Genomic DNA, 13843 nt, shown 5'->3' on the forward strand with positions numbered 1-13843 from the left:
GTTAGCCGACAATGGCGGATAAGCCACTGGTGTCGGCAAGCGGGTCCGGTTCGGCGGGCGTCTCGCCGGCCGGGACAATCTGCACGTCACCGGGAACGTCGGCGCCGACGGCCATGAGCAGCGTCAGTTCATCGTTGAGGCTTGTCTTGGCCGCATCCTTCAGGACGGTGAGCCGGTGGCCTTCCGGAAGCAGTCCCGCAAAGAAGGCGGGCAGGCCGCTTCCCGGTGTCTCGACGACGTTGTCTCCTGCCGGCAGGGTGGTGGCCACGCCGGGGAGTCCCGCTGCCAGGTAGCCCGGGTCGTAGGCGAAGGAAGTGCCGCCGGTTTCGGTCCGGCTCAGGTGGGCGGCCAGTCTTCCCTGCCGGTAAACGTCGGCGGCGGGCAGGAACCGCAGCCGCTGCAGGTCAGCTGCCATCAGGCGGCCACCACCCGCAGGCCGAGCACGTTGGCGACGGCGGCGACGGCGGCCAGCGTCGGATTACCGGCTCCTGTCTCGATGGCCCGGACGGTGCGCTCGGACACTCCGGACAGATCCGCCAGATCGCTCTGCTTCAGCCCGGCCTCTTTACGGGCGGACCGGACAGCCGCACCGATGGAATCTACGTCCCCCACCAATTTCTCCAATCGGCAAAATATTGCCGTTTTTAGTGCTCTTCCCCCTATTCTCGGCCATTCGAGGCGGTTTCGGCAATATGTTGCCGGTTTATGCTCCAGAGAGTCCTGGTGCGGGCCTTGACGGCCAAACCGGCACAATGCTGCCGGTGGCAGGATCGATGAATCCGTCGCAAGAGTGGCGGCGGCCACCGGATCGTAGGCGCTCGCTGCTGTTCCTGTTCGGTGCTCCGTTAGAGTTCAGCTATGCCCTCTTCGCTGCCGCCAGGCCTGCCGATCCTCCCCGACGAGCCACGGGACGAGCCCGATGAGGACAGCACGGATGCCCGGAATGACGCCGATCCGGTGCCGTTCCCGATGTCGGAAGACGACTTCGAGTCCGCAGTGAGCGACGCCCTGGACCGGATCCCGCCGGAACTGGCGAAGACCATGAACAACGTGGCCGTCTTCATCGAGGACGACTACACGCCGCAGCCTGGCGAGGACGCGGACACGGTGCTGCTGGGCCTCTACGAGGGCGTACCGCTGACCGAACGGGACTCCTGGTGGGACGCCGGCTCCCTGCCGGACCGCATCACCATCTACCGCCAGCCCATCCTGGACATCTGCGCCTCCCGCGAGGAGGTGATCGAGGAAGTCACCGTCACGGTGGTCCACGAGATCGCGCACCACTTCGGCATCAGCGACGAACGCCTGCATGAGCTCGGCTGGGGCTAGCCTTAGAGGCATGGGACACGACCACAGCCACTCGCACGGCATCACCGCCACCGGCAAACACCGCAAACGCCTGGTCGCCGTCCTCTGCATCACCCTCGCCGTCGTGCTGATCCAGATCATCGGGGCCCTCGTGTCCGGCTCCCTGGCGCTGCTGGCCGACGCCGGGCACATGCTCTCGGACGCCGCCGGCGTCTTCATCGCCCTGCTGGCCGCCTGGATCGCCGCCCGCCCCGCGAGTGACCAGCGCACGTACGGGCTGCAGCGCGCCGAGGTGCTGGCGGCACTGGCCAACGCCCTGGTCCTCATCGTGATCTCGGTCATCATCTTCACGGAGGCCATCCGGCGGCTCGGGTCCGCCCCCGAGGTACAGACCGATGTCATGCTCTTCGCCGCCGTCCTCGGCGCCGTGGCCAACCTGGTGTCTCTGCTGATCCTGCGCGGCGCCCAGAAGGAAAGCCTGAACGTGCGGGGCGCCTACCTGGAGGTCCTGGGGGATCTGCTCGGGTCCATTGCCGTCATCGCCGCGGCGGTCGTCATCATGGTCACCGGGATCCAGGCCGCGGACACCGTCGCCTCCCTCCTCATTGCCCTGATGATCCTGCCGCGGGCCTGGCACCTGCTCCGCGACGTGGTGGATGTCCTGCTCGAGGCGACCCCCAAGGGCGTGGACGTCCAGATGATCCGGGAACACATCCTTGCCGTGGAGGGGGTGGTGTCCGTCCACGACATCCACATCTGGACCATCACCTCGGGGGTCCCGGTCTTCTCCGCGCATGTGGTCGTGGAGGATGCGGAACTGGGCGCCCGCGGGGCGGACCGGATCCTGGACAGGCTGGGCGGCTGCCTCGGCTCGCATTTCGACACCGAACACTGCACGTTCCAACTGGAGCCGGCCACGCATGCGGAGCATGAGGCCCACCAGCACGCCTGACGGACAACTTGCCAATATGACCCCTGACGAGAGTGACTCTTTGCGGATGCCCGATGCCCGATGCCCGATAGCCGGGTCACCTTTGACGGCACGAGCACCGTTGACTGCGCAGTGCGGTTGTTGGATGCTTCACTACATGGTCATAGGTGATGACGAGCCAGCCTGGCTAACGCGGATGCGTGAGGCTTCGAAGCAGCGCCCACGCACACAGTTTCGGAAAATCGCATGGTCTGATCTGCAGAAGCTACTTAGGGTACGAGACATACTTTGGCACGAAGCGTCGCCGAAATCGCGAACCTTGATCGATGCCGTCAGGGACTCTGAATCTGAAGACATCCGACCGGCGTGACCGATTGGTCGGTATGATTCGGCCAAGGCCTACGAAAGCACGTCCTTGGTGACGAACCTGCCGTATGCCAGCGCCCCGAAGACGGCGACGTAGCCGCCCTGCAGGACCGCGTTCGTGGCGAAGGAGTCCCAGGCCACGGGCTGGCGGAGCAGATCGGCGAAGTCCAGCCAGTAGTGCGTGAACAGCCAGGGGTGCAGCCACTCCAGCTGCGGCAGCGCATCCATCACCTGCGAGACGACCGAGAGCACCACGGTGGCGGCCATCGCCCCCACCGGCACGTCCGTGAGGGTGGACAGAAAGAGGCCGACCGCCGAGAGCCCCAGCAGCGACACGGCAAGGTACGCGGCGATCAGCAGCAGCCGCACCATGGCCTCGCCCGCCCCGATCGTGTCGCCGGAGAGCAGCGTCACGGGCCCCACCGGGAAGAGCGCCGCGCCGATTCCCGCCCCCACCAGCGCCACCGTCACCGGGGCCACGACGACGAAGACGGCCGCGCCGGCGTACTTCACCAGCAGCAGCCGGATCCGGCCCGCCGGGGCCACCAGCAGGTACCGCAGGGTCCCCAGCCCGGCCTCGCCGGCGATGGTGTCCCCGGCCACCACCCCCACGGTCAGCGGCAGGAACAGCGGGACGGACACGAGCATGGCCGTGACGCCGACGAACAGCCCGTTCTGGGTGATCCTGTCCAGGAAGGCCGGGCCGCGGCCCGCAGGAACGGCCGAGGACAACCGCACGGCCACCGCGATCAGGACCGGAATGGCCGCCAGGGCGCAGAGCATGGCCCAGGTCCTGCTGCGGCGGAACAGCACCCCCAGTTCGGACGCGAGCAATCCCCCGCCCCACCGGCGGCGCCGGGCCGAGGCGCCGGCGGCAGCCGCCCGGGACGGCCCGCTCGGAGCCGGCGTGGGCCCGGGCTGGGAAGCCGGCGTGGACGCGTGCGTGGAGGCCTTACTGGACAACGTCGAACCCCTCCCCCGTCAGCGCCACAAAGCGCTCCTCCAGGCTGACCTGCTCGGTGGCGAAACCCCGGACCCGGACCCCGGCCGCGACGAGGGCGGCCACCACCGCCTCCGGCGCCGGCACGCCGTCGGCCGTGCTGCCGTCCGGGGCGAAAACGGGCAGCGGCGCGAACAGCACCACGCCCGCGCCGTCGCTGGCGGATCCGCCCGCCGGACCGCCGCCCGGACCGCCGGCCGAACGGCCGTCCGGATTTCCGGTTGGATGGTCGGCAGGGTTTTCGGCAGAGACAACCAGCCCCAAACCGGCCAGGACCTGCGCCGCGGTGCCGGGGTCGGGGGTGAGCACCCGGATCCTGGCCTGCCCGGCCTGCCGCAGTTCCGCCAGGGTCCCCTGCGCCACGAGCCGGCCGGCGCTCATGATGGCCGCGTGCGTGCAGATCTGTTCCACCTCGGCGAGCAGGTGGCTGGAGACGAACACGGTGGCGCCGTCCGCGGCGAGCGAGCGCACCAGGTTCCGGACCTCCCGGGTGCCCTGCGGATCCAGGCCGTTGGTGGGCTCGTCCAGCACCAGGAGCTCCCGGGGAGCGAGCAGCGCGTTGGCGATCCCCAGCCGCTGCTTCATGCCCAGGGAGTAAGCCCGGACCTTCTTGTCCGCCGCGTGTGCCAGGCCCACCCGCTCCAGCGCCGAGCGGACCCGGTCCCGGCGGGTCGCGGCGGAAACGTGGCGGTCCGCGGCGTCAAGGCGCTGCAGGTTCGCCGCGCCGGAGAGGAACGGGTAGAACGCGGGCCCCTCGACGAGGGCGCCCACCCGGGGCAGCACCTCCTGCAGCCGGCGCGGCATCTCCTCGCCCAGGAGCCGCACGGAGCCGCCGGTGGCTGCGGCCAGGCCCAGCATGAGCCGGATGGTGGTGGTCTTGCCCGAGCCGTTGGGGCCCAGGAATCCGAAGACCGAGCCTGTCGGCACGGCCAGGTCGACGCCGTCGACAGCCAGCTGGCGGCCGAAGCGTTTGCTCAGGCCGGTGGTCTCGATGCTCAGTCCGGCGGCGGGCGCGGCGGGGGTCATCCGGCGGTCACGGGCGGTCAGCGCTGCGCGGCCGCGGCCTGGAGCCGCTCCAGGGGCACGGAGCCGGCGAAGATGCGGCCGTCGTCGAGGATCAGCACATTCACCAGCGCAGTAGACAGCAGCCGTCCGCCGGAGACGGGGACCGTGGCCTGCTGGAGCAGCCCGGCGGCTCCGGATGCAGACTCACCGGGCAACGCCGCGCCGGCGGACGACTTGCCCGCCGGCGCCTGGAGCTCAATCACGGATTCCCACCCGGTTCCGATCACGCTGTGCCGGCGGGCGTCCTTCGACCCGGTGTCCGACGGCGGCGTGGTGCCGTCGCCCTTGTGTTCCGGCACCGGGATCTCCTTGACGGTGGCGCCCGGTGGCGGGGTGAACTGGAAGAGGGAGGCGTCCGGGGCCTCGAGTTTGAGGCTCGTGAAGGCGAGCCGGAAGGCGGGATCGGACTGTCCGCGTGCCTTCACCTCAACGCCCAGCGGCAGTCCGCTCTGGCCGTCAACGGCAATCGCGATGGACGCCACCAGGGTGGCCGTGGACCTGGGGGTGAGCAACAGCTGGTACGCGGGGCGTCCGGCCACCTGATCGTCCGACCTGACGGTTACGTCGGTGCTCGCATCGAGTTTGGCCAGCAGTTTGGCGGCGAGCTCCTCGGGGGTCGCCATGAATCCCTTGCCGGCCTGATGGCGCCCTGCCGCACCGGCAGGCAGCTGGGCGTGGGCGGCGGTGTTGTCCTTGGAGTTGTAGAACCAGAGTTCGTTGCCGTGCCGGATGGCGTTCCGCTCGGCCAGACGGTCCATCACCTGGATGCGGGCGTTGTCCGGCCCGTCGAGGTAGACCCGGGCGGTGTGCGGTCCGGTCAGCAGCTCCAGCCACGCGGAGTCGCCGGTGCCTGCACCGGGTCCGGCAGGGAGTTCCGGCAGCCCGACGTTGGAACTCTGCTCCAAGGTCCCGGAGAGGGCCTGTCCGCGGTGCTGGGCGATCAGCGCCAGCACCTGCTCCGGCGATTTGTCCGGCAGGGGATCCCCGGCGCTCGCGGGCAGCGAGCCCGTCAGCACGCCGGCAGCGATCATGGCGGGAACGGCAGCGGCCGGCAACCAGCGCAGCCATCTGCGGGTCATGATGACCCCACCCTAAAACTTGCTCCAGGACTCGCTCCAACATTGCAGCTCATAGTTCAACAGTACGCCTCGACGCGGTCCGCACCAGCCCTCCGCCGGGGGCTACCGCAGCACGTTCAGCGTCAGATCCACGGCTCCGAGCAGGAGGGCCAGGACGGAAGTGCCGAGCCCGGCAACGAGCAGCAGGCCCGGATGCGCCAGGCCCACCACGACGCGCCTGAGCCGGGGCCTGCCACGCAGGAACTTCTTCGGCACCCGGGCCGACGCCGGATCCTGCTTCCAGCCGCGGAGGCCGCGCAGGAACCAGGCGCAGCGGATGATGAAGGCCAGCCACAACACGGACACCACCAGGGGAACCGCTGCCAGCAGGAGGTTGAAGCCCAAGGCCGTGACTTCCCGCTCCGACGCGCCGGCCTGCGACTGGATGGTCGTCGAGATCGAGGCGCTCATGACCACCGAAACGCCCCACACGAGGAACGCGGCGATCAGGGCGAGGAAGCGGATGAAGAAATGCCCCAGCACCGAGTCCCTCCGCGGCTTGAGGAGCCTGCGGGGTGTGGCGTGCAGCAGCGCGACGGTGGAGAGCAGGGTGGGCAGCGCCGCCATTCCGACCAGCACATACCAGGACCAGCCCGCCAGGTCCACGAATTCGTCGGCAATGATCAGGGCGGCCCAGAATCCGGTCCAGGCCCAGCCTGCGGCGAGCGGGTGCCGCACCACCGCGCCGGGCAGCCAGGAATCCTGGTCCGCGGGCGGCCGCCCTTGGGTTGGCGTTCCGGCCGGCCGCGGGACCTCTGCCTGTCCTGCCCGGGCGACCGGGCCGCCACCTTCACTCATGGCCCTGCCGTGGCGGGGCATCCGGCGTCACGGTGCCGGCGGCGCCGTCGACCGTGATGCTGTCTCCGGTGACGATCCTGGCGGTGGCGTCCGGTACGCCCACCACCGCCGGGATCCCGTATTCCCGGGCGACGACGGCGCCGTGCGAGTTGGGTCCGCCCATCTCCATCACGAGGCCGCCGGCGGTCAGGAACAGCGGGGTCCAGCCGGGGTCGGTGGACGGCGCGACCAGGATTTCGCCGGGCTCCAGGTGCGCGCCCTGCGGGTCCAGGATGACGCGGGCCCGCGCCGTGACGGTGCCGGCCGAGGCGGGGGTGCCGGACAGGACCCCCGCCGCCGCAGAGGCTGCGCCGCCGCCGGCGCCTGCGGCCTGGAGCGCCTCGGGCTCCGTGCCGTCGGAAAGCATCACCCGGGGGATGTGCCGGCGGCCCAGTTCGGCCTCGTAGGCCTCGCGGCGGCCGGCCACGAGGTCCTGCAACTGCGCGCCGTCCAGCCCCCGGCGTGCTTCGGCGAAGTCCAGGAAGAACACGTCGTCCCGCGTGTCGAGGCGTCCGGCCGCGGCCAGTTCGGACCCGACGGCCGCGAGTTGTGCCCGCGCCGCAGCCAGGGCCTCCACGAGGTGGTACTTCGGCAGTTCGCGCAGGCCGGCGAACATCCGGGTCCGTTTCAGCGCGGCCCGGACCAGCCGGCCCCGCAGGCGGCTCCGCTCCCGCGCCGCGGCCACGAGCCGCTCCACCGCCGCGTCCGCCTCGCGCGCCGCCCTGCTGAACTGCTTGTCCGGTGCCAGCGCCGGATCGTCCAGCCGCAGGTAGTTGGCGAGGACGCCAAGAAGGTGCGCGGGGTCGTCGGACCAGCGGGGAATCCCGAGGTCGATCTCCGCGACGGCCCGGTGGCCGTAGCGGCCCAGGAAGCCCGCCAGGCCGGACTGTACGACGGCGGGCAGGTCACCCGAGCGGTAGCGGCGCACGAGCTCCGTCAAGGGCTGGCTCGCGAAGACCGCGGCCGCTTCGGGGTGGGCGCGGATGGCGGCGGCGAGCGCCCAGAGGTCGAGGTCCATTTCAGTGGTCACGTTGTGGGGCAGTCCCCTCAGGACGGCCTGCAGCTCCCCCGGTTCCACCCGGCGCCCCACGAGCTTCCCGGCAACGGCCAGCAGGGCGAAGCCCAGGGCCGGTAGCGGCAGGATTCTGGGGACCACCGGAAAGACCTCCCGGCCCAGGATCCGCTCGGCATGGTCCAGCCGTTGCGCCGGCGTGGCGCCGGCGGGCACCCCGAGGGCCGTCCTGAGCTCCCCGCCCAGGCGTCCGGCCCGCAGCAGGGCCGCCTCGGGACGGAAAAGGGCCCGGACCAGGGATTCCGGCACCCGGAACCGGGCCGCCACCGGCGCGACGTGCCTGAGCAGCCGCCACGGGGACCTGATGGTCACGGAAAAACGGGGGTCGGCGAACAACTGGCGCAGCACGACGGCGGACCGGGCCTCCATGACGTCGAACACCCGCGGAACGATCGCGCGGCCGGTCCTGCTGCGGAGCACGGGCGTGAGGTCGAAGAAGATGCGCTGCCCGGCCTCGGCGTACGGGGCGGGACCCTCACGCGGCTCGGGCACGTCAAAATGGGCCCCCCGGGCAACCGAGGAGGCGATCAGCCGGATGCCGGCCAGGCCCATCGGGGTGAGCGGGCGGGTCAGTCCCTGGGCCAGGCTGAAGCACAGGTAGACGCGGGTCCCGCCGTGCGCCGGCGGTTTCTCCGGCAGGGGGTAGAGCGTCGTGACCGGCCTGGACTGCGTCAGCCACGGCCTGCCCCCGCCGTCGATCGCCCATTCGAGGTCCTGCGGCGAGCCGAAGTGCAGCGCGGCGCGGCGGCCCAGCAGCTCCAGGGCCGCCAGCTGGGCATCGTCCAGACAGGGCTGAAACCGCCCCGCCGGCCGGTCGACCCGTTCCGTTCCCCCACCGGGCAGCGGCCGGATGAGAAGGCCTTTGTCCCCGGTCCGGCGCTCCAGGACCGCCCCTGTTGCGCCGTCCACCACAAAGTGGTCCGGGTTGACGGCCCCGGAAACCACCGCCTCGCCCAGTCCCGGGCTGGCGTCGATGACCGTCTCGTGCCGCCGCCCGGTCACCGGGTTCGCGGTGAAAAGCACCCCGGCCACGGCCGCATCCACCATGCGCTGGACCACCACCGCCAGGGAGACGGTCGAGGGGCCGATCCCCTGCGCGGCACGGTAGGTCACGGCCCGGTCCGTCCAGAGCGAGGCCCAGCACTGCCCGACGGCGGCCAGCACCGCCTCCACGCCCACCACGTTCAGGAAGGTGTCCTGCTGCCCGGCGAAGCTGGCGAACGCCAGGTCCTCGGCGGTGGCTGATGACCTGACAGCGACGGCGGCGTCCGGTCCCAGCGCCGCATACGCGGCACGGACGGCGTCGGCGATCCCGGCAGGGATCCCGGCGGCCAGGACCAGGCCGCGGGCCTTGGCGGCCAGTGCGGCAAGCGCCGGGAGGTCATCCGGGGTGCAGGCGGCGAGGGCGCTGTGGACTTCCTCGAGCCCCGCGGGAGCCATGGCGGACCGGTAAGCGTGCGTGGTCAGGCAGAACCCGCCGGGAACCGGCAGGCCTGCGCGCACCAGTTCGCCCAGGTTGGCCGCCTTGCCGCCGGCCGCGGGAAGCATGTCCGAGCCGAGCCGGTCCAGGGCAAGAACCAGGTCATCCCGGACCGTCCCCGGGGTGCTGGGCTGCTCCACGTGCGGCCGTCCCTTCAGCGTCTGCGCAGGCCGCTATGCGGGTTCCAGGCCAAGTCAGGCCCCGGCGGGCATGGGCCCGAAGCGTGCCCGGTCCGCCAGCCGGGGATCACTCCGGTCCGGGACCACCATGACGGGGCCCTTCGTATGGTGCAGGATGCCGTCCGAGGTGGACCCCAGTAGCATTCCGGTGAATCCCCCGCGTCCGCGGGTTCCGACGACGATGAGCTCCACGTGGCGGCTGGCCTCGACGAGGATCTCGACGGGAGAGCCGTCCACGAGCTGCGTCTCCACCGTCAGGCCGGGGAAATGGCTCCTCACCCAGGCCACACCGGCGTCGAGCTGGACCTTGATGTCGGCAAAGAGCGCCTCGCGGTCCAACGGTGTGGGCACCCAGGCCAGCGAGCCGGTGTATTGGGGCACGGCGCAGACCAGCCGCAGCGGCGCCGCGAGCCGCTGCGCCTGGGCTGCCGCCTCCAGCACGGCCACGCGGGCCTGCTCGGAGCCGTCCACGCCCACCACCACGACGTTTTCGACCGGCAGGCGGCCGGACTTCGCCTGCTCGGCCCTGGCATGCTTGTCCTGCGTGGTTTCGCCCAGGCGGTCGGCGCAGCTCAGCGGCACGGTGACGGTGGGGCATTTCGCGTGGGCGGGAAGGGCGCTGCTGACCGAGCCGAGCAGCCGGCCCACGAAGCCGCCGCGGCCCCGGGTGCCGAACACGAGGAGCTCTGCGGTCTCGGTCATTTCCAGCAGCACGCCGGAAGCATCGCCGTTCTCGACGGAGGCGTCGAGAACGATGTTGTAGCCGGCGACCTTGTCCATGGCCTGTTTCACGATGGCTTCCGCGCCTTCCCGGATCACCGAATCGTCCACGGTGGCGTAGCCGCCGTCGAGCCCTGACGCGGCGAAGATCGGAACGGAGTAGGCGGTCACGATGTGGAGCGGGCGCTGCCGGCGCTCGGCTTCCCGGGCGGCCCACACCAGGGCGCAATGGCTGTGGTCCGAGCCGTCCACGCCCACCACGATCCCCCGAGGCGCCGCGGACTCGCCGCCGGCGCCCCCTGCCGGGTCCGGATGCACCTGTTCTCGGTCCATGGGGTCCGCCTCCTCGCGATTCTTGCCTGATGTTGCGGCTATTCTGCCAGACGTGTCCGCGGGCAGCGCCAACTCGGCGTCGCGAGTTCGAAATGACCGCGAAACCCCTGGTTTTTCTCACTATTCCCGGTTATCCACAAACAAGCAAGCAGGCGTGCGGGAAGCGTCCGCGGGCGGCACGGCGAAGGATTCACCCGGTGTTTACACGGTGTTCAGCCAAGGCAGGGACCCGGGCTTTCCGCTCTCCGCGGGCCCGGAAATGGCGCGGAAAGACGGGGAATCCACGGCCCGTCGGATGCCTCCCCCGGCCCTATCCGCGGCAGGGAAACCCCGGTATCCTTCGAGTCACCGCTGAACCGAGACTGAAGTTTCAGAACGCGGTCCGGGAACGGGCTAACGTCAGGACCGGGCAAAGGAACGCGTGCGGGGTGTTGCCCCCAACCGGAACCCATTCGAGGAGGGACCCTGCAGTGTCGAGCTTGCCTATGTCCGGGGGGACCGAACGGACCAGCGCGGTCATCATCGGCACGGGGCTCTCGGGTCTGGCCGTGGCCAGCGAGCTGCAACGCCGCGGCGTGGACTCCATCATTGTCGATGGACTGGACCTGCTGGGCGCCGGCCACCCCGCCAACTCTTCGTCCCTCCGGCGCTGCGACTCCGCGGACGCCGCGTGCCGCCAGGAGCGCAACGAGATCCTGCGGCACCTGCGGAACTACGCCACGAGCCACAAGCTCGATGTCCGCCACGGCATCCGGGCCCAATCTGTGGACCATCTCGACGCCGTCGTCAGCGGTTCCCGTCCGCGAGAGTGGGCAGTCCGCACCCCGGGAGGAGTCCTCCTGGCCGACCACCTCGTCGTGACCCGCTGCGCCCACAGCCAGCTGCGGCGGATGCTCGCCGAACTGGGCATGGCCGCGGGACAGAGCCTGACGGCAGCCATGCATGCCCTCGGGATGTACCTGGTAGGCGTGGGCCAGCTCATCACTCCCACGCCCAAGGAAGTCCTGCGCCAGGCCAAAGCAGTGGGCCACGCCATTTCCGCAAAGGTCCACCCCGACGGACTTCCGGCGGTCCGGCCCGGCGGCTTCGCCCTCGCGGCCCCGGCCTGAGCGGCCAGTCGGCCGCCAGTCGGCCGCCAGTCGGCCTGTGCCGAGCGGCGTGAGCCGGCTCAGCCGTCCGCCTGATCCCCATCCGGGGTGAGGCTGCGCCTGGCCATCAGGGCCAGGGCGACCAGGATTCCCACGCCCGTTCCGACGAAGATCACCAGGCTCCACGGGAACGGTTCGGCGCTCGGCGCCTTCTCCGGCGCGGGGATGGTGCCCGGCTGGGCGGTGCCCATCGTGGGGACCGCGGCTGCCGCCGTCGAGCCTGCTGCGCCTGCTGTGGCGGTAAAGGTGAAGCTGCCCTCGATGGGGTGGGCATCGGAGCTGGCCACCCGCCACATCACGGTGTACAGCCCGGCCGGGGCGCCGGACCTGAGTTTCTGCGAGGCGACGTTGTCGACGATCTGAACGCCGCCATCGGCCCAGTTGGTCCCTGCGGCGTCGTTGACCAGGAAGTGCGAGCCGATCCCCAGCGGGTTCTTGTTGAAGGTGACGGAGACCGTCTCCGGCGGGGCTGCCAGGGTGGCCCCCGCGGCCGGGCTGCTGGATTCGGCGGTGTCGTGCGCGGCCGCCGGTCCGCTGCCGCCGAGCAGGATGAGTGCCAGGACCGCGGCGCCCAGAAGCGCGCTCAGAAGCTGTCGGATGGGGCGCATGGAAAAGCTACTCCTAGTGTTGGATTCCTTACAGCCTAAGCGAAAACGCCGCGCCACCCGGCGGCGCCCAATAGGATTCTTGTACCGCCCCAAACTCCCGGAGGACCAATGCTGAAGCAGGGCTCTGCACTCGACCGGTATTTCAAGATTTCCGAGCGGGGGTCGAACTTTTCGCGCGAGATCCGCGGCGGCTTCGCCACGTTCTTCGCCATGAGCTACATCGTGGTGCTGAACCCGCTGATCCTCTCCGGCCCCGATTCCTCCGGCGCCACGCTGGGTTTCCCGGCCGTTGCCGCCGTCACCGCCTTCGTGGCCGGCATCCTCACGATCCTCATGGGGGCCTGGGCCAAGCACCCCTTCGCGCTGGCAACGGGGCTGGGCGTCAACGCCTTCGTCGCCGTCACGGTGGCCACCAACCCCGGACTGAGCTGGCCGGACATCATGGGCCTCGTGATGCTCTCCGGCATCACCATGCTGATCCTGGTCCTCACCGGGTTCCGGACCGCCGTGTTCAAGGCCGTCCCGGACGGGCTGAAGACCGCGATCGTCGTCGGCATCGGCCTGTTCATCGCCCTGATCGGGCTGGTCAACGCCGGTTTCGTGCGCCGCATCCCGGACATCGCCGGCACCACGGTCCCGGTGGGCCTGGGTTTTGACGGCAAGCTCCTGGGCTGGCCCACCCTGGTGTTCGTCTTCGGCCTGATCCTGACGATCGCCCTCGTGGTCCGCAAGGTCAGGGGCGCCATCCTGATCGGGATCGTCAGCTCCACGATCCTGTCCGTGATCCTGGAATTCACGCTGCACATCGGCCCGAGCTTCGACGGCAAGAACCACAATCCGCTGGGCTGGTCCCTCGTAGCGCCCAAGTTCACCGAGTGGGCGGCCCCGGACTTGTCCCTGATCGGCAAGGCCAACCCCTTGGGCGCGTTTGAACACCTGGGCGTCGTGGCCGCGGCCCTGCTGGCCTTCGTGATCCTGCTGAGCTTCTTCTTCGACGCCATGGGCACCATGGTGGGCCTGGCCACCGAGGCCGGCACGATCGACAAGGACGGCAACATCCCCAACGTTGACCGCGTGCTGATGGTCGACGCCGTGGGCGCCATTGTCGGCGGCGGCGCGTCGGTCTCCTCCAACCAGATCTACGTGGAATCCGGCGCCGGCATCGGCGAGGGCGCCCGCACAGGCCTCGCGTCAATCGTGACGGGGCTGCTGTTCCTCGTGGCCATGTTCTTCACCCCGCTGATCAACCTGGTCCCCTTCGAGGCAGTGGCCCCGGCGCTGGTGGTGGTGGGCTTCATGATGGTCTCCCAGGTGGGCAAGATCGACTGGCAGGACTGGGGCATCGCGATCCCGGCGTTCCTGACCTTCACCCTGATGCCGTTCACCTACTCCATCGCGAACGGCCTGGGTGCGGGGTTCATCGCGTTCGTGCTGATCCGCGCCGTCCAGGGCCGGCCCCGCGACGTGCACCCGCTGATGTGGGCGGTGGCCGCGGCGTTCCTGCTGTTCTTCGCGATCGGCCCGATCGAAGCCGCGCTCGGGATGCACTAGCCCGGATTTTTCATCGGATGGCGGTCGGGGCGCCGGGCCTGGTTTTTGCCGTCCCGGCGGCCTGAATCGGATTTCGGGCGTGGCTGAAGGCCCGGGGGCGCCGGGCGGTGCGCGGGTTTCCACTGAT

General features: G+C 70.3%; 13 protein-coding genes. 4 read left to right on the plus strand and 9 right to left on the minus strand.

Going from position 1 to position 13843, the window contains the following annotated elements; all coding sequences use genetic code 11:
• Nucleotide 1: 1 nt before the first annotated feature.
• Together ACQCSZ_RS18590 and ACQCSZ_RS18595 are read right to left on the minus strand one after the other, a co-directional pair.
• Nucleotides 2–415 (minus strand): HipA N-terminal domain-containing protein, encoded by a 414-nt coding sequence (locus ACQCSZ_RS18590; protein WP_427005147.1) that lies wholly within the window; start codon nucleotides 413–415, stop codon nucleotides 2–4.
• Nucleotides 415–612, minus strand: a complete 198-nt coding sequence (locus tag ACQCSZ_RS18595) for a helix-turn-helix transcriptional regulator (RefSeq protein WP_427005148.1) — start codon at nucleotides 610–612, stop codon at nucleotides 415–417. Before ACQCSZ_RS18595 ends, ACQCSZ_RS18590 begins: the two co-directional genes overlap by 1 nt.
• Nucleotides 613–858: 246 nt before the next feature.
• On the opposite strand from ACQCSZ_RS18595, the gene ACQCSZ_RS18600 reads away from it, so the two are divergent.
• The gene (locus ACQCSZ_RS18600; protein ID WP_427005149.1) at nucleotides 859–1329 is read left to right on the plus strand and encodes a metallopeptidase family protein; all 471 of its coding nucleotides are present in this window, start codon (nucleotides 859–861) and stop codon (nucleotides 1327–1329) included.
• A 10-nt stretch (nucleotides 1330–1339) separates the two neighbouring features.
• On the plus strand, nucleotides 1340–2260 hold the full coding sequence (locus ACQCSZ_RS18605) for a cation diffusion facilitator family transporter (RefSeq protein ID WP_427005150.1): 921 nt from the start codon (nucleotides 1340–1342) through the stop codon (nucleotides 2258–2260).
• Between the two features lie 378 nt (nucleotides 2261–2638).
• Here ACQCSZ_RS18605 and ACQCSZ_RS18610 read toward each other — a convergent pair whose 3' ends face one another.
• The 6 genes from ACQCSZ_RS18610 to ACQCSZ_RS18635 form a co-directional block, all read right to left on the minus strand.
• On the minus strand, nucleotides 2639–3439 hold the full coding sequence (locus ACQCSZ_RS18610; protein WP_427008387.1) for an ABC transporter permease: 801 nt from the start codon (nucleotides 3437–3439) through the stop codon (nucleotides 2639–2641).
• Between the two features lie 118 nt (nucleotides 3440–3557).
• Nucleotides 3558–4631: an ABC transporter ATP-binding protein gene (locus ACQCSZ_RS18615; protein WP_427005151.1), complete on the minus strand. Its 1074-nt coding sequence runs from the start codon at nucleotides 4629–4631 to the stop codon at nucleotides 3558–3560.
• 17 nt (nucleotides 4632–4648) lie between these two features.
• A complete protein-coding gene (locus ACQCSZ_RS18620; protein WP_427005152.1) occupies nucleotides 4649–5749 on the minus strand; it encodes a LolA family protein in 1101 nt (366 codons plus the stop codon).
• A gap of 102 nt (nucleotides 5750–5851) precedes the next feature.
• Complete coding sequence (locus ACQCSZ_RS18625) at nucleotides 5852–6586, minus strand: hypothetical protein (RefSeq protein ID WP_427005153.1); 735 nt, start codon at nucleotides 6584–6586, stop codon at nucleotides 5852–5854.
• Nucleotides 6579–9317 (minus strand): PEP/pyruvate-binding domain-containing protein, encoded by a 2739-nt coding sequence (locus ACQCSZ_RS18630; RefSeq protein ID WP_427005154.1) that lies wholly within the window; start codon nucleotides 9315–9317, stop codon nucleotides 6579–6581. Before ACQCSZ_RS18630 ends, ACQCSZ_RS18625 begins: the two co-directional genes overlap by 8 nt.
• 54 nt (nucleotides 9318–9371) lie before the next feature.
• Nucleotides 9372–10409 (minus strand): universal stress protein, encoded by a 1038-nt coding sequence (locus tag ACQCSZ_RS18635; protein ID WP_427005155.1) that lies wholly within the window; start codon nucleotides 10407–10409, stop codon nucleotides 9372–9374.
• Between the two features lie 485 nt (nucleotides 10410–10894).
• Between ACQCSZ_RS18635 and ACQCSZ_RS18640 the strand changes: the two genes are divergently transcribed.
• The gene (locus ACQCSZ_RS18640) at nucleotides 10895–11518 is read left to right on the plus strand and encodes an FAD-dependent monooxygenase (protein ID WP_427005156.1); all 624 of its coding nucleotides are present in this window, start codon (nucleotides 10895–10897) and stop codon (nucleotides 11516–11518) included.
• Nucleotides 11519–11577: 59 nt separating this feature from the next.
• Here the strand turns inward: ACQCSZ_RS18640 and ACQCSZ_RS18645 are convergent, their stop codons facing one another.
• A complete protein-coding gene (locus ACQCSZ_RS18645) occupies nucleotides 11578–12165 on the minus strand; it encodes a copper resistance CopC family protein (RefSeq protein WP_427005157.1) in 588 nt (195 codons plus the stop codon).
• Between the two features lie 108 nt (nucleotides 12166–12273).
• Between ACQCSZ_RS18645 and ACQCSZ_RS18650 the strand changes: the two genes are divergently transcribed.
• Nucleotides 12274–13716, plus strand: a complete 1443-nt coding sequence (locus tag ACQCSZ_RS18650; RefSeq protein ID WP_427005158.1) for an NCS2 family permease — start codon at nucleotides 12274–12276, stop codon at nucleotides 13714–13716.
• The last annotated feature ends 127 nt before the right edge of the window (nucleotides 13717–13843 follow it).

It is taken from the genome of Pseudarthrobacter sp. H2 (genome assembly GCF_050157045.1).
In the GTDB taxonomy this organism is placed as follows: domain Bacteria; phylum Actinomycetota; class Actinomycetes; order Actinomycetales; family Micrococcaceae; genus Arthrobacter.

Bases quoted from the DNA above. Each gene is read 5' to 3' on its own strand.
- ACQCSZ_RS18590 (WP_427005147.1), bottom strand. From the start codon at position 415: ATGGCAGCTGACCTGCAGCGGCTGCGGTTCCTGCCCGCCGCCGACGTT.
- ACQCSZ_RS18650 (WP_427005158.1), top strand. From the start codon at position 12,274: ATGCTGAAGCAGGGCTCTGCACTCGACCGGTATTTCAAGATTTCCGAG.
- ACQCSZ_RS18600 (WP_427005149.1), top strand. From the start codon at position 859: ATGCCCTCTTCGCTGCCGCCAGGCCTGCCGATCCTCCCCGACGAGCCA.
- ACQCSZ_RS18640 (WP_427005156.1), top strand. From the start codon at position 10,895: ATGTCCGGGGGGACCGAACGGACCAGCGCGGTCATCATCGGCACGGGG.
- ACQCSZ_RS18635 (WP_427005155.1), bottom strand. From the start codon at position 10,409: ATGGACCGAGAACAGGTGCATCCGGACCCGGCAGGGGGCGCCGGCGGC.
- ACQCSZ_RS18615 (WP_427005151.1), bottom strand. From the start codon at position 4,631: ATGACCCCCGCCGCGCCCGCCGCCGGACTGAGCATCGAGACCACCGGC.
- ACQCSZ_RS18645 (WP_427005157.1), bottom strand. From the start codon at position 12,165: ATGCGCCCCATCCGACAGCTTCTGAGCGCGCTTCTGGGCGCCGCGGTC.
- ACQCSZ_RS18620 (WP_427005152.1), bottom strand. From the start codon at position 5,749: ATGACCCGCAGATGGCTGCGCTGGTTGCCGGCCGCTGCCGTTCCCGCC.
- ACQCSZ_RS18625 (WP_427005153.1), bottom strand. From the start codon at position 6,586: ATGAGTGAAGGTGGCGGCCCGGTCGCCCGGGCAGGACAGGCAGAGGTC.
- ACQCSZ_RS18605 (WP_427005150.1), top strand. From the start codon at position 1,340: ATGGGACACGACCACAGCCACTCGCACGGCATCACCGCCACCGGCAAA.